This window comes from Mesorhizobium sp. IMUNJ 23232 (genome assembly GCF_044326205.1).
In the GTDB taxonomy this organism is placed as follows: domain Bacteria; phylum Pseudomonadota; class Alphaproteobacteria; order Rhizobiales; family Rhizobiaceae; genus Kumtagia.
The window spans coordinates 1-21,186 of record NZ_JBIRCY010000094.1; the positions used below are offsets into that span (position 1 = coordinate 1).

At 61.8% G+C, this 21,186-nt stretch carries 28 protein-coding genes and 3 pseudogenes; 15 read left to right on the top strand and 16 right to left on the bottom strand.

Annotated elements, in window-relative coordinates:
- Window positions 1–677: 677 nt before the first annotated feature.
- From ACH196_RS35505 to ACH196_RS35520, 4 genes are all read right to left on the bottom strand, one after another.
- Window positions 678–905, bottom strand: coding sequence for a hypothetical protein (locus ACH196_RS35505; protein ID WP_396651539.1), 228 nt, complete (start codon window positions 903–905; stop codon window positions 678–680).
- A gap of 445 nt (window positions 906–1,350) precedes the next feature.
- Window positions 1,351–1,536, bottom strand: a complete 186-nt coding sequence (locus ACH196_RS35510) for a DUF982 domain-containing protein (protein ID WP_396651540.1) — start codon at window positions 1,534–1,536, stop codon at window positions 1,351–1,353.
- 228 nt (window positions 1,537–1,764) lie between these two features.
- Window positions 1,765–1,932 carry a hypothetical protein gene (locus tag ACH196_RS35515; protein WP_396651541.1) on the bottom strand — a complete coding sequence of 56 codons (168 nt, stop codon included), beginning with the start codon at window positions 1,930–1,932 and terminating at the stop codon, window positions 1,765–1,767.
- A gap of 364 nt (window positions 1,933–2,296) precedes the next feature.
- Complete coding sequence (locus ACH196_RS35520; RefSeq protein WP_396651542.1) at window positions 2,297–2,560, bottom strand: hypothetical protein; 264 nt, start codon at window positions 2,558–2,560, stop codon at window positions 2,297–2,299.
- Window positions 2,561–2,798: 238 nt separating this feature from the next.
- Between ACH196_RS35520 and ACH196_RS35525 the strand changes: the two are divergent.
- Window positions 2,799–3,027 (top strand): annotated as a pseudogene (locus ACH196_RS35525) (hypothetical protein).
- 48 nt (window positions 3,028–3,075) lie between these two features.
- On the opposite strand, the gene ACH196_RS35530 reads toward ACH196_RS35525, so the two are convergent.
- Complete coding sequence (locus ACH196_RS35530) at window positions 3,076–3,306, bottom strand: RNA-binding protein (protein ID WP_396651543.1); 231 nt, start codon at window positions 3,304–3,306, stop codon at window positions 3,076–3,078.
- A gap of 143 nt (window positions 3,307–3,449) precedes the next feature.
- On the opposite strand from ACH196_RS35530, the gene tnpA reads away from it, so the two are divergent.
- From tnpA to ACH196_RS35555, 5 genes are all read left to right on the top strand, one after another.
- Window positions 3,450–3,851: an IS66-like element accessory protein TnpA gene (gene tnpA / locus ACH196_RS35535; protein WP_396651544.1), complete on the top strand. Its 402-nt coding sequence runs from the start codon at window positions 3,450–3,452 to the stop codon at window positions 3,849–3,851.
- Window positions 3,851–4,198: an IS66 family insertion sequence element accessory protein TnpB gene (gene tnpB, locus ACH196_RS35540; RefSeq protein WP_396651545.1), complete on the top strand. Its 348-nt coding sequence runs from the start codon at window positions 3,851–3,853 to the stop codon at window positions 4,196–4,198. The genes tnpA and tnpB overlap by 1 nt, the downstream gene beginning before the upstream one ends.
- Before the next feature lie 93 nt (window positions 4,199–4,291).
- On the top strand, window positions 4,292–5,875 hold the full coding sequence (gene tnpC, locus ACH196_RS35545) for an IS66 family transposase (protein WP_396651565.1): 1,584 nt from the start codon (window positions 4,292–4,294) through the stop codon (window positions 5,873–5,875).
- Window positions 5,872–6,489: a plasmid pRiA4b ORF-3 family protein gene (locus ACH196_RS35550; protein WP_396651546.1), complete on the top strand. Its 618-nt coding sequence runs from the start codon at window positions 5,872–5,874 to the stop codon at window positions 6,487–6,489. Before tnpC ends, ACH196_RS35550 begins: the two co-directional genes overlap by 4 nt.
- Window positions 6,490–6,654: 165 nt before the next feature.
- Window positions 6,655–6,861, top strand: a complete 207-nt coding sequence (locus ACH196_RS35555) for an Rmf/CrpP family protein (protein ID WP_396651547.1) — start codon at window positions 6,655–6,657, stop codon at window positions 6,859–6,861.
- Window positions 6,862–6,961: 100 nt separating this feature from the next.
- Here the strand turns inward: ACH196_RS35555 and ACH196_RS35560 are convergent, their stop codons facing one another.
- Complete coding sequence (locus tag ACH196_RS35560) at window positions 6,962–7,318, bottom strand: hypothetical protein (RefSeq protein ID WP_396651548.1); 357 nt, start codon at window positions 7,316–7,318, stop codon at window positions 6,962–6,964.
- Window positions 7,319–7,613: 295 nt separating this feature from the next.
- Window positions 7,614–8,444: a phytanoyl-CoA dioxygenase family protein gene (locus tag ACH196_RS35565; RefSeq protein ID WP_396651549.1), complete on the bottom strand. Its 831-nt coding sequence runs from the start codon at window positions 8,442–8,444 to the stop codon at window positions 7,614–7,616.
- Between the two features lie 266 nt (window positions 8,445–8,710).
- Between ACH196_RS35565 and ACH196_RS35570 the strand changes: the two are divergent.
- The 3 genes and pseudogenes from ACH196_RS35570 to ACH196_RS35580 all read left to right on the top strand — a co-directional run.
- A pseudogene (locus ACH196_RS35570) lies at window positions 8,711–8,998 on the top strand (M10 family metallopeptidase C-terminal domain-containing protein); the annotation flags it as partial.
- 159 nt (window positions 8,999–9,157) lie between these two features.
- The gene (locus tag ACH196_RS35575; RefSeq protein WP_396651550.1) at window positions 9,158–9,535 is read left to right on the top strand and encodes a hypothetical protein; all 378 of its coding nucleotides are present in this window, start codon (window positions 9,158–9,160) and stop codon (window positions 9,533–9,535) included.
- Window positions 9,508–10,614 (top strand): calcium-binding protein, encoded by a 1,107-nt coding sequence (locus ACH196_RS35580; protein ID WP_396651551.1) that lies wholly within the window; start codon window positions 9,508–9,510, stop codon window positions 10,612–10,614. Before ACH196_RS35575 ends, ACH196_RS35580 begins: the two co-directional genes overlap by 28 nt.
- 85 nt (window positions 10,615–10,699) lie before the next feature.
- Here ACH196_RS35580 and ACH196_RS35585 read toward each other — a convergent pair whose 3' ends face one another.
- Entirely contained in the window at window positions 10,700–10,921 is a 222-nt protein-coding gene (locus ACH196_RS35585; RefSeq protein WP_396651552.1) for a hypothetical protein, read from the bottom strand.
- Window positions 10,922–11,347: 426 nt separating this feature from the next.
- Complete coding sequence (locus ACH196_RS35590) at window positions 11,348–12,340, bottom strand: MBL fold metallo-hydrolase (protein ID WP_396651553.1); 993 nt, start codon at window positions 12,338–12,340, stop codon at window positions 11,348–11,350.
- Between the two features lie 136 nt (window positions 12,341–12,476).
- Here ACH196_RS35590 and ACH196_RS35595 point away from each other — a divergent pair, with 136 nt between their 5' ends.
- Window positions 12,477–13,373: a LysR family transcriptional regulator gene (locus ACH196_RS35595; protein WP_396651554.1), complete on the top strand. Its 897-nt coding sequence runs from the start codon at window positions 12,477–12,479 to the stop codon at window positions 13,371–13,373.
- Between the two features lie 352 nt (window positions 13,374–13,725).
- Here ACH196_RS35595 and ACH196_RS35600 read toward each other — a convergent pair whose 3' ends face one another.
- Window positions 13,726–14,289, bottom strand: coding sequence for a TetR/AcrR family transcriptional regulator (locus ACH196_RS35600; RefSeq protein ID WP_396651555.1), 564 nt, complete (start codon window positions 14,287–14,289; stop codon window positions 13,726–13,728).
- 187 nt (window positions 14,290–14,476) lie between these two features.
- Here ACH196_RS35600 and ACH196_RS35605 point away from each other — a divergent pair, with 187 nt between their 5' ends.
- Window positions 14,477–15,802 (top strand): amidase, encoded by a 1,326-nt coding sequence (locus tag ACH196_RS35605; protein ID WP_396651556.1) that lies wholly within the window; start codon window positions 14,477–14,479, stop codon window positions 15,800–15,802.
- A 106-nt stretch (window positions 15,803–15,908) separates the two neighbouring features.
- On the opposite strand, the gene ACH196_RS35610 is transcribed toward ACH196_RS35605, so the two are convergent.
- The 4 genes and pseudogenes from ACH196_RS35610 to ACH196_RS35625 all read right to left on the bottom strand — a co-directional run bounded on the left by ACH196_RS35610 (window position 15,909) and on the right by ACH196_RS35625 (window position 17,998).
- Entirely contained in the window at window positions 15,909–16,220 is a 312-nt protein-coding gene (locus ACH196_RS35610) for a putative quinol monooxygenase (RefSeq protein ID WP_396651557.1), read from the bottom strand.
- Window positions 16,221–16,361: 141 nt separating this feature from the next.
- Window positions 16,362–16,658 (bottom strand): annotated as a pseudogene (locus ACH196_RS35615) (Ku protein); the annotation flags it as partial.
- Window positions 16,659–16,754: 96 nt separating this feature from the next.
- The gene (locus ACH196_RS35620; RefSeq protein ID WP_396651558.1) at window positions 16,755–17,423 is read right to left on the bottom strand and encodes a hypothetical protein; all 669 of its coding nucleotides are present in this window, start codon (window positions 17,421–17,423) and stop codon (window positions 16,755–16,757) included.
- A complete protein-coding gene (locus tag ACH196_RS35625; RefSeq protein WP_396651559.1) occupies window positions 17,420–17,998 on the bottom strand; it encodes a TetR/AcrR family transcriptional regulator in 579 nt (192 codons plus the stop codon). Before ACH196_RS35625 ends, ACH196_RS35620 begins: the two co-directional genes overlap by 4 nt.
- Before the next feature lie 69 nt (window positions 17,999–18,067).
- Between ACH196_RS35625 and ACH196_RS35630 the strand changes: the two genes are divergently transcribed.
- From ACH196_RS35630 to ACH196_RS35640, 3 genes are all read left to right on the top strand, one after another.
- Entirely contained in the window at window positions 18,068–18,445 is a 378-nt protein-coding gene (locus ACH196_RS35630) for a nuclear transport factor 2 family protein (protein WP_396651560.1), read from the top strand.
- 162 nt (window positions 18,446–18,607) lie between these two features.
- Window positions 18,608–18,973 carry a nuclear transport factor 2 family protein gene (locus ACH196_RS35635; protein ID WP_396651561.1) on the top strand — a complete coding sequence of 122 codons (366 nt, stop codon included), beginning with the start codon at window positions 18,608–18,610 and terminating at the stop codon, window positions 18,971–18,973.
- A gap of 99 nt (window positions 18,974–19,072) precedes the next feature.
- Window positions 19,073–19,357, top strand: a complete 285-nt coding sequence (locus ACH196_RS35640) for a putative quinol monooxygenase (protein ID WP_396651562.1) — start codon at window positions 19,073–19,075, stop codon at window positions 19,355–19,357.
- A gap of 95 nt (window positions 19,358–19,452) precedes the next feature.
- Here ACH196_RS35640 and ACH196_RS35645 read toward each other — a convergent pair whose 3' ends face one another.
- The gene (locus tag ACH196_RS35645; RefSeq protein ID WP_396651563.1) at window positions 19,453–19,995 is read right to left on the bottom strand and encodes a GNAT family N-acetyltransferase; all 543 of its coding nucleotides are present in this window, start codon (window positions 19,993–19,995) and stop codon (window positions 19,453–19,455) included.
- 29 nt (window positions 19,996–20,024) lie between these two features.
- Here ACH196_RS35645 and ACH196_RS35650 point away from each other — a divergent pair, with 29 nt between their 5' ends.
- Entirely contained in the window at window positions 20,025–20,297 is a 273-nt protein-coding gene (locus ACH196_RS35650) for a nuclear transport factor 2 family protein (protein ID WP_396651564.1), read from the top strand.
- 22 nt (window positions 20,298–20,319) lie between these two features.
- On the opposite strand, the gene ACH196_RS35655 is transcribed toward ACH196_RS35650, so the two are convergent.
- Window positions 20,320–20,601, bottom strand: coding sequence for an imm11 family protein (locus tag ACH196_RS35655; RefSeq protein ID WP_396651566.1), 282 nt, complete (start codon window positions 20,599–20,601; stop codon window positions 20,320–20,322).
- Window positions 20,602–21,186: the final 585 nt, after the last annotated feature.

The following is a 21,186-nucleotide window of genomic DNA, read 5'->3' on the forward strand; positions in this document are numbered from 1 at the left end:
GGCAGCAAAGGCCCGATCAGTTCCCATTCCTCGTCCGTCAGACCAACACGTTCGCCCAAGGCTGCCTCCAAAAAGAAGCCTTGAATCAAAACCGGATTCTCCAGTCAACCTTTGTCAACGGACGCTAGCAGGATACAACGCGTGCGCATTGTGTCGGGCGCTTGGAGCAGCGCCTGGCCGACGTCGGCACTAGGTAACAGGTCGATGTTTTTTGACATCTCGTCCAGATGGAACGCGACGTCGGTTTTCGCTCCGGAACGACGGCCTGACGCTGACACGAGAGCCCTGAGATCGCGGATGGTCGCGGCGCCCGCCGAAGTAGCCTGGCAGCTTCTGGCCGCGTCAGCTTGTCCACCTCATTCGCGGCGCGCAGCAGCTCTGGGATGAAAGCGGGATCGTGCATCCGGCATTAATCTAGCCCTCCGACACATTCGCAAGTGTTCCACAATCTTGTGCGCTGGCTCATGGTGGTGCTTCTCGCTTCCGGTTTTCACGGGAAGCATGTCACAATCGAGCTTCAGCGCATCCCGGTGTAGCGCGAAGATTGATCACGCGGAGCGCCTCGTCGCGATACCGCCCGAAAATAGTTAGGCTCCAACAATCACACTTAATGGAACCTAACCAATTACTGCTGACCATCCGGCCAAGGGACACAAGAGGTCGGCGGGAACAGGATTTCACGGCCCACTCTTGGTATCGTCTACTTCGAGCGCCTCCATGACGAGCGCCAGATCGCTTTCTTCGGCCGCGACCTTGGGATGTTCGCCTTCTCCCGTCTTAGCTTTCGCCAATGCCTCTACTATGGCGCTCTCGATGTTGCCAATTTCGTCTTCGCGCACCTCACGGCCATAGCCAGCCGCGTCGGCATCCTGCTCGAATTGCTGCGCCAGCACGGCAGTGCTCACCTCGCTTCTAGACATTGCCATGGGTTTACGACTGAGCCCGTGGCGCCTTGAACCCCCAAGGGGCCACACCTAGGAAAAACGCCCATCGATCCACTTCTGTCGGCCTTGGCTTCCAAGTGTGGGGGGAAGACTCGTACTTTATTGCTGTCACAGGAAGCCGGCGCCAGCATGATCCCATAGCGCTCTGCTCGACGGATACACTTTGGAATGGCGAAGTTCATTCGCGAGGCGATTGAGCACGAACTTGAGCGCCGGGAGACAGCAGACCCGAACCGCTAATCAGTCGAAGCCCATCTATGCCCCAGCGCAAAAAATGGCCCTGGCGAGGGAGGTCCAAGCCAGGGCCGGCTGACAGTGGATTGGGGGCAATACTATGTCAGCAGCGGAAAACCGTCCGGCGGTGATTTAGTTCCGAGCGTAAGGTCAGATTCGATGGCCAGGCGTTTTATGTAGGCACTCCGCCACGTCCCGCTCCACTGGCAACCATCCACGGCGGCGTTACAGAGATTTCGAGGATGCCGGCAAGCTTCGCGAACCCCTCGATTGCCTTTCTCGCCGCTGAAACAGGCGCCAAGCCGTCATGCGTCCGCCGGCAGATACGGAATGCCATCTCATACGCAACATCGCGCATATCCTCCGGCCAGTCCTAAAGGAACTCAATGGCATCGGCTGCGTCGGTAATTTCACGAATTGGGTGCGGCCCGTCTGCGACATAGACGGGACGATCAAAATGGCGGCTGATCTCGCGCATAGTTTCCTCCAGCTGCTAGCGTCTTTGAGCGAGCGATGCACCCGGCCGAGCGGGCGTCGCGGTCATGAATTTGTGTTCTCTTTGATCGTCTTCAAGACTACCGGAGACTCAATTTTTGAGCAGCGCGAAAAGCGCGATGGCCCCGGCGAGCGCGATTTTCGCGAACCCTTTGGCGATAGCCACTCGCCCCGCAGTCGGGCGGACAACCAGTAGCGCAGCGGCTATCCCCGCCAGGACGGTGATCGCCGCTGTAACGACAAATACGTTGTCGAGCATGATGACCTCCTTCGATTGGAGGCCATTATCTCACGCCCTTAGGGCGCGGGGATCAAATTCCTATAGTGACGCAGCGGTATCAATGTGTTGCGGAAGAAATCCAGCGATTCTATCCCCGCACCCTGGAGATGAAGGGCAACCCGATCAATCGCGCGACGGCCGCGCGACCGTGGCTCGATCCAGGCGGTTGGCGTAGATTCTCGTAAGGATATCACACGCGGCTCGCGCGCGAATCTCTGTGCGGCCCGCTAATTCCGCGCCGCCAAGCTTGGCTACGGAATCCTCCACCATATCCCACACCGCCCCAGAGCCCATCGCTCTGCCGGAGGCAGACAAATCTTTCGGTCGCCACAGCCGCAGACCGTCAGTGCTCCGCAGTCACCCCGTCCGAAACGGCCATATCTAGAACCAACCCTTCGCCGTCTCCATCAAACAGGACCAGTGCACCAACGAATGTAGCGCTTTCTAAGGTTCGGCGTTCGATGTCCTCACGTGCGACATTCAGTGACCAATATCGCCGCTGAAGGCTTGCAGCTATTTCGCTGACGTTGACGATAGGGCTTCGCACGAACGCCGCTCGCACTTCGTTGTCGATCTCTTTTCGTAAGGAGGCGGGTAGCTGAAACATTTGTCATGCTCCTTTCATTCCAAACGTTATCACAAGAATGCCAGAGCCACAATAAAAGATGTTAAAAAATCATTCAATATCAATAAGTTAGATATCTTAGCAGTGATGCCCTAGTTGTCCATTTTAGTGCAAATAGCGCCTTGAGCGGATATAGACGCTGACTACCTTGACGCATTTGAGCCGGTCGCCCATATTTAGTCAGTTACTAACTTAACCAATTTTGAACAAGGAGAGCAAGGTGTCAGAGTTGGAGCGCGGCGAGCGACTTCAGGTAATGGTCTCTGATGACGAACTGAAAGCGCTCGAAAACTTCCGGTTTGAACCGAATGCCGAGCCGAGCGGCGGCGGTCCGCGAGCTTCTGCGCCGTGGGCTCGCTGCCGAGGGCTACCTAGGAGCAGACGGCTCGAAGTCGCAGGACTACGGAGTAATCGACCGTAAGAGCGACGGGAACGGGGACTCCGCCTGATCACAAGCGAAGACCTGCCACGTCCTCGCAGCCGGGCTTGTGGAAGGATTATGGCGCCTTGCCATCTCGTGCCCTGCGGCGCTTGGAAAGTGACCGCCACAGGTCGGCTTCATCCGTCGCGCCTTTCTGGAAGACGCGGATGATCTCCGCAGCCAGTTCCTCCCTCTGGTCTCTGTCCTTTTGAGCTAGACGGCGCTCGTCACACAGCCGGTCGAAAACCCGTTGAACCAGCGCCAAATCGGTCGGCGTAAGCATGCCAGTGTAATCTGAGAAAGCCATGACGCTTTCCTTCCCCATGCGGGCGAAAGCGTGATCGACTCTTTCAAGCGTCCGTGTGCCTCGGTGTATCCCTCCGGTGAAGGCCGCCTTGCGGGCTGAGGGCGAACGTCGGAAGTCCTAGGGATAATCCTAGGAGTAGCCCTATGACGATGCCGCGGGTGGAGGTGATCACGTCGGTCGAGAGACGCCGCCGCTGGTCCCGCGAAGAGAAGGAGCGCCTGGTCGCGGCGTCGCTTGAGCCTGGCGTGTCGGTTTCGGAAGTCGCGCGCTCAGCGGGCATTCACGTCAGCCAGCTCTTTCGATGGCGCAAGGATCTGTGCGATCGGGTCGATGCCGGTTCATCGCAATTGGTCCCGGTGGAGATCGTTCCTGCCGCTGCCATGCCGCCCGCAGTTGAGGCGTCGGCGCCCTCGGCGTCTCCCGGCCGACGTCGTCGCAAGAGCGGCATCATCGAGATCGAGCTTGGCGGCGGGCGCCGTGTCCGCGTCGATCGCGACGTGGATGCCGAGGCGCTGCGGCGCGTGCTGGACGCGCTCGGGTCCTGATGATTCCGGTTCCGAGCGGCATGCGGGTGTGGCTGGCAACCGGCCACACCGACATGAGGAAGGGCTTTCCGGGCCTGGCGCTGGTGGTGCAGGAGACGCTGAAGCGTGATCCGCACAATGGACACCTGTTCGTCTTCCGCGGCCGCCGCGGCGATCTGATCAAGGTTCTGTGGCACGACGGCCAGGGCGCCTGCCTGTTCTCGAAGAAGCTCGAGCGCGGCCGCTTCATCTGGCCGTCGCCGGCCGACGGCGCGGTCACCATTACGCCGGCACAGCTCGGCTATCTGCTGGAAGGCATCGACTGGCGTATGCCCCAGAAGACCTGGCGGCCGACGGCGACCGGCTGAGGATTTTGGCCTTGCACATGGCGGTGGATGTGATTCTGTTCGCTGGTGTCCGCCGCTGAATCGCTCCCTTCCGACCTCGCTAGCGCCCACGCGATGATCCTCGCGGAGCGCGCCGCGCGCATCGAGGCCGAAGCGATCGCCGCCCGCGCGGCGGCGGTCAGCTCCGGGACGGAGGCGCTGATTGCACGGCTGAAGCTGGAGATCGAGAAGCTCAGGCGCGAGCTCTACGGCAGCCGCTCGGAGCGCAAGGCCAGGCTGCTCGAGCAGATGGAGCTTCAGCTTGAAGAGCTGGAGGCGAACGCAACCGAAGACGAACTGGCGGCGGAGAAAGCGGCGTCCCAGACACAGACGGTTCGCTCGTTCGAGCGCCGGTGCCCGTCGCGCAAGCCGTTCCCGGAGCACCTCCCGCGCGAGCGTGTCGTCATCGCCGCTCCCGAGAGTTGCGCTTGCTGCGGCTCGACCAAGCTGTCGAAGCTGGGCGAGGACATCACCGAGACGCTGGAGGTGATCCCGCGCCAGTGGAAGGTGATCCAGACGGTGCGCGAGAAGTTCTCGTGCCGGCAGTGCGAGGCGATCAGCCAGCCGCCGGCGCCGTTCCACGTCACGCCGCGCGGCTTCGCCGGCCCGAACCTGCTTGCCATGCTGCTGTTCGAGAAGTTCGGCCAACACCAGCCGCTGAACCGGCAGAGTGAGCGCTATGCCCGCGAGGGTGTCGATCTGAGCCTGTCGACGCTGGCCGACCAGGTCGGCGCATGCGCCGCGGTGCTGCGTCCGCTTCATGCGCTGATCGAGAGCCATGTGCTCTCGGCGGAGCGGCTTCACGGCGACGACACCACGGTGCCGATCCTGGCGAAGGGAAAGACCGATACCGGCCGGGCCCGGGTCTATGTCCGCGACGATCGCCCCTTCGCCGGGGCATCACCACCGGCAGCCCTGTTCCACGCATCGCGCGACCGGTCGGGCGATCATCCCGAGCGGCACCTGAGGCAGTTCACCGGCATTCTGCAGGCCGATGCCTATGCCGGCTACAACCGGCTCTACCTCCCCTACCGCAAGCCCGGACCGGTAACCGAGGCGCTCTGCTGGAGCCATGCGCGGCGCAAGTTCTTCATGCTTGCCGACATCGCCGCCAATGCGCGTCGGGGAAAGACCGCGCCGCCGATCTCGCCGATCGCCTTCGAGGCCGTAAAACGCATCGATCTCCTGTTCGACATCGAGCGCGACATCAATGGACTGGCCGCCGAGCAGCGCCTCGCCATCAGGGCCGAAAGGAGTGTAGCACTCGTTGCCGAACTGGAAGAGTGGATGCGTGGCGAGCGTGCCAAACTCTCGCGTCACGCGCCGGTCGCCCAGGCGATCGACTACATGCTCAAGCGCTGGGAGGGGTTCAGCCGTTTCCTCGCAGACGGGCGCATCTGCCTGACCAACAATGCCGCCGAACGAGCGTTGCGCGGCCTGGCTCTCGGAAGAAAGTCCTGGCTCTTCGCCGGGTCAGACCCCGGCGCCGACCGCGCGGCAGTCATGTATACCTTGATCGGCACCGCAAAGCTCAATGAAGTCGATCCGCAGGCCTGGCTCGCCGACGTGCTCTCCCACATCGCCGATGCGCCGCAGAGCAGGCTGGCTGAACTCCTACCGTGGAACTGGAAGGCGCAATCTGCAAAGTTGGCGGCATGAGTCACGCCGATCGCATCGCCCGCATCAGGATCCAGCTCGATGACTGGCAGCCCGCCATCTGGCGGCGCGCCGAGGTGCCGCTGACGGCAACGCTCAAGGCCTTGCACGACGTCATCCAGGCGGCAATGCCGTTCGACGACTATCACCTGTTCGAGTTCCGCGCAGACGGAACCCGCTACGCCATTCCCGATCCCGAATGGGACAGCCTGCGCGACAGAACCTACTCGGCGAAGACGATGCGGCTCGGAACGTTGGTCGATCGCGGCATCACGCAATTGGCCTACACTTACGACTTTGGCGACGACTGGCGGCACACGATCACCATCGAGGCAATCGCCGACGCCGATCCCGCTGTTGAGTATCCCCGCTACATCGACAGTGCCGGTCGCGCCCCACCCGAAGATGTCGGCGGCATCCCCGGCTTCGAAATGTTCCTCGACGCCATCGCCGATCCCAAGCACGAGCAGCATCGCGAACTCAAACGCTGGCACGGCCGTCCGTTCGATCCGGCACATGCTGCTGAAGACGAAATCCAGACCCGGATGAAAAAGCTCGCCAGGCGCCGCGCCCTCGGCAAGGTCGGCTTCGAGAAAAGCCGCAGTCAGCCACGCTGAAGATCCGAAGTGGCCGCGGTCCTCACCGGAGGCTTACGCCTCGGTTGGGTGCGGACGACTTTGGAATTGTATGCCTGATCCGGGCTGCTGGCTATTCACAACACAAACCCTCCGCATCCCACCTCTTGGAACCGATCTGCCTTCACTCCATTGCGCACCGTTGCGATGACGCTGGTGGTGCGTGTTCGGATGTCGAGTGGCGAGATCATCGATGAAGGTACTGACGCCTATTGCGCGAGGACGCCCCGATCGGCGTGCCCATATGAGCCCAACACCAACGAGCATCGAGACTGGCTGCGCGGCTGGGACGGTGCGGAAGAGATTGACCTTGAAGACAAGGTCGTCCATCTGAGCGATCTCCGAAAAGGATAGCCCGACCACGGAGCGGCAGCCGGATATGCGAACGCCGCTGCCTGGCAAGCCTTGCTTTCCTGCGGCTTCTGGCCGTCGTGGTTGCCGCACCAATGTGGGTTCAGTTAGCGGGGGTCAATTTCTCCCGGCCTACCCCTCCACCGTGGTAGTCATCTATGAAGGTGCCATCCAGGCTTCCGTCGCTTCCGATCTCATAGAGGCTCAGTCCGAGCTTGCCATGTACATCGTAAGCCACTGCCAATTGGTCTCCGCTCACCAAGCAGATGCCGCCAAAGCCATCGCTAAATTTGATGCGGCAATTGCTCTCCGAACTCATTGAGATGTCTGCCGACCCCGAATATGAATTGCCCTTGGTGTCTACACCTTCCATTCGGTAGTGGCCGGTAATGTCGGCGGCAATTGCGTTGCCGCAACCGACAGCAGTGAAAGCGATCAGCAATCCTCGCCTTAAGGCCATCGTTCCCTCCCTGAAACATTAAGGCTCGCAAGGCGCATTTTAAACTTCTACGGGGTATTTGGACAGGAGAGTCAGGTACGCATAAAAAGAGCCCGGCCACGTCTCACCACTCGGTCAGTGCAGTACGGGCCGTTGCTCCACCTCGCCGTCGACCGGCGCCCGCACGCTGTCGCCGATCCCCTGCAACAGCACGCGGTTGTTATAGTCCAGCACGTCGTTGGCCAGCCGCACGCTCCGCCTGTCGCCGAGCAGGAAGATATGGCGACCAACGGATTATCGAGACGACGTGGGCCTCTCACTCCACGCCCATTACCAGCCCTTCAATATCGTGCTTTTGGGTTACCGGCACCAGTTCCTCAACCACCCGGCACACGAGGTGGTCGCGCACCTGTCCTGGCAGGGCGTCATAATAGTCCTGCGCCACCATCAGATCGTGCAGCTTGTCGTGGCCGGCGCCCGGCGCGTCGACGCCGAGCACCATAACAGGCCGGGCGATAGGCGATGGATGCGCCGTGCCGCGGTGGATGGTGAGTGCCGAGCGGCAGGAAATATCGCCCATCTTCGGATATTTTTTCACGCCCTTGGACGCGAACTCCGGCCAGATCTCCTGTGGCGGGAACATCTCGTGTTTCCAGCTGCGGCCGTCGAAATATTGCGTGCCGACGGCCACCTCGAACGGCCCCATGTCCTCGGTCACATCGACGCCGGTGAGGTTGAAGGCCAGCGAGGTGATGCGTTTGTCGCGAAAAGTGTCTTCGGGCGACGGAAAGTCGCGATGCCAGGGCTGGTACTTCGCGCCCTGGAAGGGCGTGTCGAAGCCGATCTCGACGATCTTGTAGTCCGGCCCGAGCGTCGCTTCGCACATGGCGACAACCCAGGGATGGGTCGTCAGTTCGATGAAGCCGGAAAATTCCTGCGGATGGATTTCCACGTACCAGCGGCGCGGGCCGCGCCCCACAGCTCCGCCCGGCCTTTGGATCGCCTTCCAGAAGGCGGTCATCATGTCCTCGCGCATCACCTCGGCGAAGTCGCGGCTGAACGCGCCTTTCTTTCCGACGATGCCGTCATCCACCAGCGTGGCGACATCGTCCGAGACTTTCAGCGCCAGTGAGTCCGTGCGCAGCACAGTGGCTCCACTAGTTATCCGCCATGGTGTCCATAATTCGAGCAGGAACGCAACAGGGACATCGGACGCTGGAACGCCTGCGTCACTCGAACAGTTCCAACTTCCTTACTCGTCGTGACGACTCAGTCTCTTAGCTCCCTTAATCTCTTTGAAAGACATCACGGAGGCCGAAAGATGCCCCTTCTCTCGCAGCTTTTGGAGATGGCGTACATCGAGTCGGGCGCCCGCGTGAAGGCTTCTTCGGAAACACCGGGCGGGCCTACGATATCGGATCCGCCGACCGTCAGGTCGTCTTTTGCATCTGGGATGCCGGTGGCAATGACTGGCTCAACGTCTCCGGCTACACCCAGGATCAGCGCATCGACCTGCGCGCCGGCAATTTCTCCGATATCGGCGCGCTGACGCTGAACGTCTCCATCGCCGACAATGTCGAGATCGAGAACGCCGTCGGAGGCTCGGGCAGCGATTCGATCACCGGCAACGGGAGCGCCAATATCCTCAACGGCCTTGGTGGCAACGACAACATCGTCGGCCTCGGCGGTGCAGATCTGCTGCATGGCAACGAGGGCAACGATACGCTCGACGGCGGCATCGGCTATGTCGACACGCTCTATGGCGATGCCGGCGACGACTGGTACATCGTCAACGATCTCGATACGATCGTCGAATTCGCCAATTTCGGCACCGACACCGTCCGGTCGTCGATCCAATGGGTGCTCGGCGACAATCTCGAAAATCTCGCGCTCACAGGCAAGGCTAGCGTCAACGGGCTCGGCAACGGGCTCGGCAACGGGCTCGCCAATTCTCTGACCGGCAATTCCGGCGCCAATTATCTCGACGGCGGGGCGGAACTCGACACGCTCGCGGGCGGCGGCGGCAACGATACCTATGCGCTGGCTTCCAGCACGCTGATCAATGGCGGCTACACCTGGGACACGGTGACCGAAGGCGCCGGCGCCGGCCGGGGCACGGTTTATGCCTCGGCCGATGTCGGCCGCTACACCTATCAGCTCACGGCCAATGTCGAGGACCTCGTCGCCACCGGCGTTTCGATCTTCCGCCTGTGGGGCAACGAACTGGACAACAGCTGACCGGCAACGACGCCGCCAACGAGATCACCGGGTTCGACGGCAACGACACACTCGACGGCAATGCCGGCCGCGACATTCTGACCGGCGGCCTCGGCAACGACATCTACTTCCTTGAGGACCTGATCTTCATCGACGAGTTCACGGGCTATGTCTACGACACCGTGGTCGAGGAGGCCGGCGGCGGCAAGGATGGCGTCTTCGTCACCAATCTGGGCAATGACTTCTACTATCTCGATGCCAATGTCGAAGATTGCGGGGTCTTCGGCGCCTACGGCCTCACCGTCATCGCCAACGAACTCAACAACGCGCTTGTCGGCAACGGTGCCTATAATCGCTTCGAAGGGCTGGGCGGCAACGACATCCTTTACGGCTTTGGCGGCGTCGACGATCTCATCGGCGGCAATGGCGACCACCATTACTTCCTTGACGACGCGACCTTGGTGAATGGCGGCTATGTGTGGGACACGGTGTCCGAAGCCGGCAGCACCGGCAACGACACGGTCAGCGCCTCGGCCGATGTCGGCCGCTACACCTATCAGCTCGGCGTGAACGTCGAGAACCTCGTCGCCACCGGGGTTTCGATCTTCCGGCTGTGGGGCAACGAACTCGGCAACCGACTGACCGGCAACGCCGCCGCTAACGAAATGGCAGGGTTCTATGGCAACGACACGCTGCAAGGCGGAGCCGGCGCGGACACAATGGAGGGCGGGCTGGGCGACGACGTGTTCTATGTCGACACCAATGCCGACCGGGCCGTGGAGAATGCGGGCGAGGGATTCGACCGGGTCTATGCCAGCGCCTTCTTCAGCCTCAGCCAGGTCGCCGAGGTCGAGTATCTGGCGACGGCGAACGCCGCCGGCGCGGCCGGGACCGATCTGACCGGCAGCAACACGGCCAACACGATCGTCGGAGACGCCGGCAGCAACACGCTGACCGGGCGGGGCGGGGCGGATGCGCTGAATGGCGGCGCGGGATCGGACTTCGCCTCCTATGCCGGCGCTGCGGCGGTGATCGCGAGCCTTGCCAACCCCCGCCATCAACACAGGCGATGCGGCTGGCGACACCTACACTTCGATTGAGAACCTGATCGGTTCGAACTTCGACGACGCCCTGAACGGCGACAATGGCATCAACGACATTCGCGGCGGTGTCGGTGGGGACACTCTAAAGGGCTATGCCGGCAACGACATCCTCGACGGCCAGGACGGTCTCGACCAAGCCGCTCCACCTTGGCATCGTGGGAGACGGCCCTGCCAAGGCGTGCGTGCCCGACTTAGGCTTTCGAGCGTAGAAGTCAACGTCGTCAAGCGATACGGCTACGAGCGTGAGCACCACCGACGCGAAGATCAGGAGCAACACCACCTCGAAGCGGTGCGCCATCGTCATCGGACGCGGCTCCCCGACGACAGCGTGGCCGCGGAATTGCGCCTGCCGCTCATAGGACCTAACTCAAATACCGGGAAGCCGGCTCGCTTGTGAATCAGCACCGAAGGTTGACCTCGTTCGAAATGGCAGCAAGTAACTGACTTTGCTTGCAAATCCGCAACATGGGCGGGGTCACCGTGGCGCCGATCGTGACCCCACCAAATCTCCATTTCATCGCGCCAAATCAAGGATTTACGGAGCCGTTGATAAGGGATCAACCCTCGGTGCTGATTCACACCCGGTATCGTCGGCGTGGCCGCGCGCGCCGAATCGCACCCACTGCGTCGCGCTGCCATAGTGCTCCTGCGAGGAGGCGACTGATGCCGTCGTGGCGATGTCGAGATATTGGGTGCTCATGCCGGTCCTACCTACCCACCGCGGCCAGGTTCAGTTCTGCAAGGTCCAGTCCGCTACCTGCCAGCGCATCTGCCCGCGATCGGAGACGACACGGCCGAGCCCCGGGAAGGGCATGTGCGTTGCGGCGATGAGAGCGCCTTCCGAGGCAGCACGAGGAAAGAAGCTGTCGCGCATGGCTTTGGCCGCTGCACGGTCCTGCTCGAACAGAAAGAAGACATCGGTCGCCGCAGGATGCACGACTGGAAAAATCATATCGGACACCATGATGAGGCTCTGACCGTCATCCTCGACCCGCACACCGACATGGCCGGGGGTGTGGCCGGTAAGGTCGACAATGGAGACGCCACGCACAATCTCACGCTCGCCGTCGATCGCCTGGAGTTTCGGGTAGAGGCGCACGACCTCGCCCGCCATGTGGAAGCTGGTTTGCAGATACTCAGGCGCGCCGTTGCGCTTGGCCGGGTCAGTCCAGTGGACGACGTCGCGCCGGTCGATATAGAGCTCCGCATTGGGGTAGTTGTTCTGATCGCCGACGATCAGCCCGCCCATGTGGTCCTGATGCATATGGGTGACGATCACTGCGTCGATCTGGTCACGTTGCAGGCCGAGCGCGCCGAGCGCTTGTGGCAGCGCGCCGGTCTGCCCGATCGAGCCCGCTGGGCCGGCATCAATCAGGATGCGGCGCTCGCCATCCTCTACCAGATACTGGTTGAACAGGAACCGCACACCGCTCGGCCGGGCGGTGAACTGCGTGATTGCCGCCTGCTCGACCTCGGCCGCGGCGCGTCCCGGGAAATAATCGTAGGGCATGTCGGCATACCCGTCCGTCAAGGCCGTCACCGTGAAGCGGCCGATGCGGATCTGCGCGAGCGGCGTCACGCTGACCGGCACCGCAACGGAATCCTGCGTCGCGCCAAGAGCGGGCGCGGGAGCGCCATCGATCAGGCCGCCTCCAACGAGGCTACCCCCGATAAGGCCTAGAGGAAGGCCGCGAACAAAGGCGCGACGGGACAGTTGAGGCATGCACCTCTCCTTCTGGTCATTGGGAATGGTGGAGAGCCGGCTGGCGACCCCTACGCGAAGAGAAGCTATGGCATCCACAAACGATAGGGTATGCTGCCAATCTGGGAGTTTTCCTCTCACATTCTGGAAGGACGCGATGGATCGTTTCGAGGCGATGTCGATGCTGCTTGCGGTTGTCGAGGCTGGCAGCCTGTCGGCCGGTGCACGGCGGCTCCATGCGCCGCTGGCCACGGTCAGCCGCAAGGTCGCAGATCTCGAAAAGCACCTCGGCGTACGTCTAGTTCTGCGCTCCAGACGCGGCCTTGCGCTGACGGAGGAAGGACGCGCCTTCGTCGCCGCGTCACGCCGCATCTTGGTGGAACTGGCCGCAGCGGAGCGGCAGGCCGCCGGCGACTATGGCGCGCTGCGTGGCGGGCTGCACGTGACCGCACCCATCGCCTTCGGCGAGCGCCATCTGCTGCCCATCGCGCTGGAATTCCTTAAGGAGCAGCCTGAGATCAATCTGCGCCTGACGCTCGCCGACCGGCAGGTAAGTCTGGCTGTCGAGCATATCGACGTCGCACTGCGCATCGGGTATCTGGCGGACAGCGCGCTGATCGCAACGCGCGTGGGTGCCGTCCGCCGGGTTATCTGCTCGAGCCCGGACTATCTCGCCCGCCGCGGCGTGCCGCGCAAGCCGGATGACCTCGCCCAGCATGATGGCATAAGCTTCCAGGGCTTCGCGACCGCGCCGGAAGGGCGCTACCGGCGGGACAGCGCGGCCTTCACCGTCGAGCCGCGCTCCAAACTCGCTGTCAACACGACGGAGGCCGCAATTCAGGCAGCGCTGTCGGGTGTCGGCATTATCCGGGTGCTGTCTTACCAAGTCTCCGATCATTTGCGTTCAGGCGCGTTGCGGGAACTGCTGCCGGAGTTCGCACCGGAACCGCTGCCGGTGAACGTAATCCATGCGCCGGCCGATCCCCTGCCACTGAAGGTGCGGTGCTTCCTCGACTGGATCGTGCCCCGCCTGCGCGCGCAGATGGCTGAATAGCGTCCCCTATCCAGGCGCGCCTCCATTGATGGTGGTCAGGCGCACCGGTGCGAATGCTGTAAGGTGCAGCTCGCCTTCCCTAAGCTCACATCTCGCTTTCCAGAAAGACCAAGCTTGTCTAGGACTGAAATGGGCCTTCTCCAGACAGTCCGGTTCTGGATGAGTCGCTCAGAAAGCCGACATTCAACCAACGACGCCCTAGAGGCCGTTCGATCGCGGAAAGGACACTCCCGGGATCGGACATTCGATACCGCTCCAAGGTAAGTGGTAGCGGAGGCCTTTGACGGCGTGCCCTGGCCATACGCGGCCCCGTAGTGTTGCAACTGTAACTGCCGCGTCCTCGCCGCCGCAGTTACGCTGGCAGTAGACCCGCGTCGCGATAGCCTTCCATCAGTGCATCGAACACGGAGATGTCCGAACGGCCGCGGGCCATGAGCTGGGCGCCGGCAACGGCCGCGAATATCGCGCGGGCACGTCGCTCGCACGCGGTCGCTTCCATGTCGGTCGCCACCGACAGGACCTTTGCCAGCCATGCCACGTTGACCTCGGCGAAGTTTGACACCTGCTGCTTCACTGGATCCGGCAGGTCGTCGTGCTCGGCGGACATGAAGCTGCACAGGCAGATTCGATTGCCGTTTTCCAGCGACCGGCGAAACGTGTTCGGATACTCCATCAGGGCGCGGACGGGATCCGCCCCGCCGTTCCACAACTCCTCCAGAACGGTCTCCGAGTCTTCCCAATAGCGCTTGGCCACGGCCGCGCCGAGGTCGGCCTTCGTCGGGAAATGGTAGTGGATGCTCGCGCCCTTGATTCCGACCTCGGCCGCGAGTTCCCGGAAGTTCAGACCGCTGAAGCCATGCGCCTGCGCCGCACGCTTTGCGGCCGCCAGGATGTCTTCTCTCACGTTTGAGCCCATCGCCTGCCTTTACCCGATGTTCGTCTACCAAGTGACAGATAGACGTTGACGGTCGTTTTGGGAAGCCCTACAGATTGCCTATCAAGTGGCAGGTAGGGATCATCGCGTGACACATCAGATCACACGTTTCGACGCAACGAAGCTTGCGAAGCTTATCCGCAGCCGTGAGATCTCGCCCGTCGAGGTCATGCGCGCGCACCTCGATCGCATCGAGGCCGTCGACCCGACGATCAACGCGATCGTCACGGTCGCTGAGGGCTCGCTCGACGCGGCCAAGGTTGCGGAGGCGGCCGTTATGGCCGGCGAGGAGCTCGGCCCGCTGCACGGTGTCCCCTTCACCGTGAAGGACTCGATCGACACCGCAGGCGTGCTCACGCAGCGCGGCTCGCCGATCTTCCGGGGACGGATGCCAGACCAGGATGCCACGAGCGTCGCCCGCATGAAGAAGGCGGGTGGCATCCTCCTGGCGAAGACCAACCTTCCCGAGTTCTCCTACTGGATCGAGAGCGACAATCTCCTGTCCGGCCGCTCTAACAACCCGTGGGACGTCACCCGCACACCGGGCGGCTCGAGCGGCGGCGAGTCGGCCGCGATCGCCGCGGGTATGTCCCCGCTTGGCCTCGGCACCGACCTTGCCATCTCCGTGCGCGGCCCAGCCGCGCAGACCGGGATCACTTCTATGAAGGCGACGCATGGCCGTGTGCCCATGACGGGTATCTGGCCACGGGCGCCGCGCCGCTTCTGGCATGTCGGGCCGATGGCGCGTTCGGTGCGCGACGTCGCCCTGGCCTTCTCGCAACTCGCCGGGCCGGACGGCCAGGACGCGTTTGCGACCATCTCCGGCCAGTTCCATGCCGGCATCGGACCCAATCCGGGCCGTCCGCTCCGCGTCGGCTGGATGGTCGGTCCCGGCTTCGGTCCCGTCGATCCCGAGGTCGCGGCGACTGTCAAGGCCGCGGCGGAGTCCCTGAAGGATCTTGGCATCCATGTCGAGCGCGTGGGAATTCCGGCGCTGGAGCGCGACTTCGCCCTCGACGTGTTCAACCGCCTTCATGTCATGGAGATGAAGCCCGCGTTCCGTGAGGCGACAAGCGGCCACGAAGCTGAGATGTACAAGATGTCGAAGACTATGCTGTCGCTGCCCAACACGTCGATGGCCGACTTCATCGATGCTGAGCAAGCGGCCGAAAGGCTTCGCGATGGCTACGCCGACTACTTTGCCCGCTTCGATGCCCTGATCACCCACGTACTGCCAATCCCGGCGCACAAACACGGGGTCGAGGAGTTCATTATAGACGGCCAGACGGTGGACGCGACCTACCTACAGGGTGCGACCGTGCCCCTCAACGTCACCGGGCTGCCCGGCCTGGCAATGCGGTTTGGAACGAGCCGGGAAGGGTTGCCGATTAACGTGCAGGTCGTCGGGGCATGGCAGGCAGAGTCCACGATCCTGCACGTGGCATCGCTTCTGGAGAGCGTGAGTCCGGTTCAGGGTGTCTTCCCGGACCTTTGAATCCTACGAACAGGCGGCGCCCATCGATGGGCGCCGCCGTCGCTATCTGCAGTCTTTCGGGCGATTGGATACCCCCACGCTGCCGCCACCGGAGAGATGGCCAGACCTATTTATTGGGCGATTTCTCCGCGATGATATCCAGTTTATGAATTTCCGGTTTCTTGGCGAACAGGTCGCCTGCCGTGATCTTCTCCATCAACGCGGCCGCGACCTTGCCGTTGAGATGCGCGTCGCGTCCCGCCTTATCGTCGAATGTATCGAATATTGCGAACGAGGAAGGTCCTTCCTGAATCGCATACCATGAGATCGTTCCGGGTTCGGCCTCCACCAAAGGAACCGCCGACTTTAGGAAGTCAGCGACCTCTTTCTCTTTGCCGGGCTTGGCTTCAAGCGGGACGTACAGCGCAAACTTTGTCATTGTTCTCTCCAAGTCTGATCTTCGCTCGTGTCTATAGCTACCAATCGGTTTGTACCAATGGCTTGAAGGCTAGGATGTCGTCGGGGTTGCAGCTCGTGACAAGGCCCCCCATAGGCGACGACCTCTTGATCCACCAAGCCAGCCCCGGCCTGGTCGGTTCTCGACCTCCACGGACTTTCGCAGGGCATCCATGATATTGATGACGTTGTTGGGGGTGGCCTTGGGCTCTGCGCCCTTCGCCTTGGCCGGGCGTTTTGTCTTCTTGCGCTTGGCCTCGATGATCTCCAGCAGCTTGTCCGGGACCGGATCCGACACGAGCTTGCTGTCCCAATGGCGAGTCTGCTTGTTGATGAACTGCTGGATCAGCGGCATCATCTCTGAGTCGGACTTCGCGCCATCCATCGCCTCGAAGTATGTCTCTTCATCCCGAACCTCGTCGACCCCGATCATGATTTAACGCGAATGCTGCTCGCACCTGCCCCTCCCAGACTTTTGAAAGAAGCGCGGCTTCGCTCCCCGTTTTGGCCTGGGCCGCTATTCAGCGTTCGTCAGCATATGATCCGCCAGGCTGTAGCAGTGGCTCGCCTGATAGGCGTTCCGGCCCCGGTTCATGTGGGTCAGGTTGAACGCGCGGATAGCCCGCAACGCTCGGCTCGCCGCGAGGAATTTGCCGATCGAGGAGAAGCCACGAACCTTGACGCCGAAAATGTCCTCGCCTCGGGGGAATAAATAGCTGACGTCTTCCGGCGTCACGACACAGCGCTCAAGGAAGGCTTCGTCTACTTGCCCGTGATCGAGTGAATGGTTGGTGGTGAAATCGGAAAGGTGCACCACGAAAAGCGCGCGGATGCCCTCGCCATCCGCATAGAGCGAGAAAAGCTCCATCCAGCTCGCATTGACGCGAACGAGCGCTTTGCCCGGAGTCGAGGGCAGACAGGAAACCGACCAGTAGTGCCGCTCGGTCCGGTGGGGGATCGGGATGCAGTCGTGGCCGTAGCGCCGGAGAATCTCCAGAACTTCCTGCGCCTGCGGCCGGCGCAGCAGCTTCTCAAACCGCGCGACATATTTGAAACGCAGATCCAGGGACTCCGAGCGCTCGTCGGCGTCGCGCAGGATCTTCTTGCCCTCCATCCAATCTTGCTGCTGCCAGAGATCCAGGAATTGGCGCAGACCGGTGCTGCTTGGGCGGCGAGCGGCGTTCATCGGCGGTCCAGCAGTCTCTCCACCGCCTCGCGGACTAAGGCAGGGGCGCTGTCGGCATCATCCAGGTAGGCGCTCTCCAGCAGGCCGTCCGATACGGCGACGAGAAGGGAAGCGGTGACGGAAGGAGCGGGATCGCCGTCCTCTGCGAGAAGATTCTCAAGGCTGTTATGATACCAGACGCGGCGCGCATTGATCGCCTGCCGCACAGGGCTGGCCGGATCGGGATATTCGGCCGCCGCGTTGAGGAACGGACACCCCCGCCAGCCTCCTGCGGTCACGGCCTCGCTGATGCGCCCCATGATGGCCACGATCATTTTCCGAGGGGGTTGCTTCGCAAGTGCGGCCACTGCCGCCCGGCCCAGCCGGTCTATCTCTCCGAGATAGGCGACGACGAGGTCATCCTTCGAGGGAAAGTGATTGTAGAAGGTCGCTTTGGCCACACCGGCTTCCGCGATGATACGGTCAATGCCGACAGCATGGATGCCCCCTTCGTAGAAAAGCCGTGTCGCCGTGTCGAGCAAACGACGACGGGCGGAACTCGCTTCAGGCTGGTTGTCAGATTTTTTCTGTCTCATCGCTTGACCATAACAGACAGGTCTGTATATTGCAACGGATAGACAGACCTATCTGTATGAGAGAGTACCATGCAAGCGAGAGACACAGCCGAAGTCATTCGCCGGTTCAACCAGGCGTTTGAGCAACACGATCCTGCAGCCTTCGAAGACCTGGTCGCACCGGATTGCGTCATGGAGTCGATCCAGCCGGCACCGAATGGCACGCGCTACGAAGGCTACGATGTGAACCTGACGTTCTGGCAGGCGATGGCGGCCGACCGCGTTAACCGCTTTGAGGTGGAAGACATTTTTGTGATGGGCGACCGCGCCAACATCCGCTGGCGTTTCCATTTCGGCGAAGGTGGCTCGCTCCGCGGGGTCAGCCTGATCCGTGTCCGCAACGGTCGGATCGTCGAAGCCCTGGCTTACGCCAAAATACCCGGTCAGTCGGCGCCCTTGCCCGAGTGACCGTTATATACCGGCTGTTGCCCTACGTCATCCGTGGCAAGGATGACAAGACAAGTGAGAGTCGCAAGGACTGTTGTCTTTCGTTGCTCAACCGGAACCTGGTTCATCGTCGGCCACACGCACGGGATCGACAGCGGCTCTATAGTCCAACGAGGTGAGAAAATGACCATTGGCAGCAAAATTACCCGCGACATCGTGGAACGCTTCCACAATGCGTTTGAGAAGCATCGCCCCGAAGACCTCGATGATCTCATCGGCGAGGATTGTGTGCTCGAAAATACGGCGCCGGCCCCGGATGGAGCGCGCTACGAAGGGCGTGAGGCTTGTCTCACTTTCTGGAAGGGGGTGGCGTCGTCCGCCAACCTCGTCTTCAAAGCTGAGGAGATCTCCGCGATGGGCGACCGCGGGGTCATCCGCTGGCAGCTTCGCTGGAGCGATCGCGAGCCGGACCGGGTTCGAGGCGTCAACATCTTGCGCGTCCGGGACGGAAAGATTGTTGAGGGTCTGGGGTACGTGAAAGGGGGCTGACGTTCCGATCGCGTACCGGCGATCCTCGCAGGTCGCTATCCCAGACCATGCACGGCGGCGTGCCGCCGGAATAGGGCGCCAGCCCGAAGGAGCAGACCCATGATCATCATAGCCGGCTACACCCGCACCGACGCTGAGAAGCGGGACGGTGCCGTGGAAGCCTTCAGGGGCATGGTCGAACGCGCGAGGGCGCAAGACGGCTGTCTCGACTTCTCCATAAGCGCTGACGCGGTCGATCCGGATCGCGTCAATCTCTTCGAATGCTGGCGTGACCAAACCACGCTGGAAGCTTGGCGCAAGATCGCGAAAGGAGGGCCGCGAGGGAAGCCTCGAGAGGTCGCCGTGAGCCTCTATCGCGCCGACAAGGCCGAAAGGCCTTTCTGAGGACGAGACGCCGCGCATCCGCCGCCCGGTCTTTGAAGATGAACTCGGCGATGATCGCCGCGAATCTCTGCCTGGCCTCCGAAAGCGGAAACTGTTCACCGATCTATCGGAAGCTCGTATGCGATAATCCGTTGGTCGCCGTGCGCCGGATCGAAGCCGAGAACGCCAGAGGCAACGAGGTCGCGCCGCGGCCGCCGCTGAAATCCAAGGCTCTCGTAGAGCTTGCAAGCCGATTTCATGAACTCTGCCGTGTGTAGCGCCAAGGCTTCCGCCGGCTGCTCGCGGGCACGATCGATGCACCACTGGCAAAGCTTCCGGCCATATCCATGGCCTTGTGCTTCCGGAGCTACGGCGAGGGTTCGAAGGCCGGCGTAGCCGGACGGCCAGCCCATGCCTTCGCGCTGCGCATCCTCGTAGTAGGTCACCGTTCCGACGATCCGGCCTGCATGTTCCATCACCGCTACTGCGGCATCGTCCCATACCGCGGCAAGATTGCTGGCATCGGCGACGTAGGGCTCGAAGATATGCGGCGGCAGCGATGCCCGAAAAGATTCGAAGGATGCGGCAATGATCGCGCCGGCTTCCTCGAGTTCGTCGAGTCGGGCTAGGCGGACTGGTGGAACCTGGTCAGACTGCATGTGGGAAGTATCCGATATCGCGAAATTGAATGACGGCCCGCCCCGCGCAGTTCGGCTTTACGTATAGCGTCGTTGAATACATTGACTTGATCGGAGACGTCGAGAAGGTCAAGACGGCGCCTGCGAAGGCGACGAAGCCCGTTGCGAAGACTGGCGCGGCCAAGGCCACGAAACCTGCCGCTGGTGCCCGGCTCCTCCATTTCCGCTTGACCATCGGACTTGCGCGGCAAGAGGGCGAATGGGTCATCACCCATGAGCACCATTCTATGCCGACGATCGAGGAGCGCTCTATCGAGCAGTAGGCACGGCTGCGGTCGCAGGGTTTCATTCGTCTTCACTTACCCAGACGGGGGCAAACGCGACACCGCGAAGGCCGGCCCTCCGAATCTTGTCGACGAAGCTGCCGGTGGCATAGACGGCCGAGGCCCGCCGCGGCAGTTTGAAGATCTCAGCAGTTCCGATGACGTCCCTTTTGAATACGTGCCGCTCAATATCGAGGATGTCGCCATCATCAAAATAGACGATGCCGGATTTTTCCTTGTCGAGGGCATCGAGGACGGTGGTGACGTTGAATAAGCCTGCCGCACTGGCGGCGTGAACAGAGATAGATCACAGGAGCAAGCAACACGAACAAAGCTTTCGCCCGAAAGGGCGATGCCCGGATCGTTCCGTGGGGACGATGGGCGAGGCGATCTCGTTGAGAGTCCCGAACCTGCCGATCCGATGTCGGCAAGGTCGTGAAACAGATTGAGACGCCTCGCTCTCCTGACCCCATCATGCGGCGGCCCAAGCGCCGACCGCGAAGAGAAGCGAGTGACCTACGGAACGGCCCAGGAAAAAAGTGCAGGAGCAGCTTGACGATAATCACCCCAATCAGAGAAGATACTCATTTTGTAATGCGCCACCCTAGATCACGGGGCTATTTTGACCTGTCGGCAGTTTCGCTGCCTCACCTCTCTCAGCGAGGCGTCCGACCAAGGGCCCGCCGCTGTCACGGTGGCGGGCTTTCGTTGATGTGGGGCGCGGCGCGCAGTCTGCTTTGATCGTCAATAGGCATCACAAGACTAGCATTACAGTTGCAATTTTTGCTTGAGATGGGTTTTCTGCGCGGCGGCTTGATGTGCCCGTCGCCATAGTGACCATGCGATGATGTGAGCGGGCTGAATTTGCCTTTGTGTCAGCCGGGTTGCG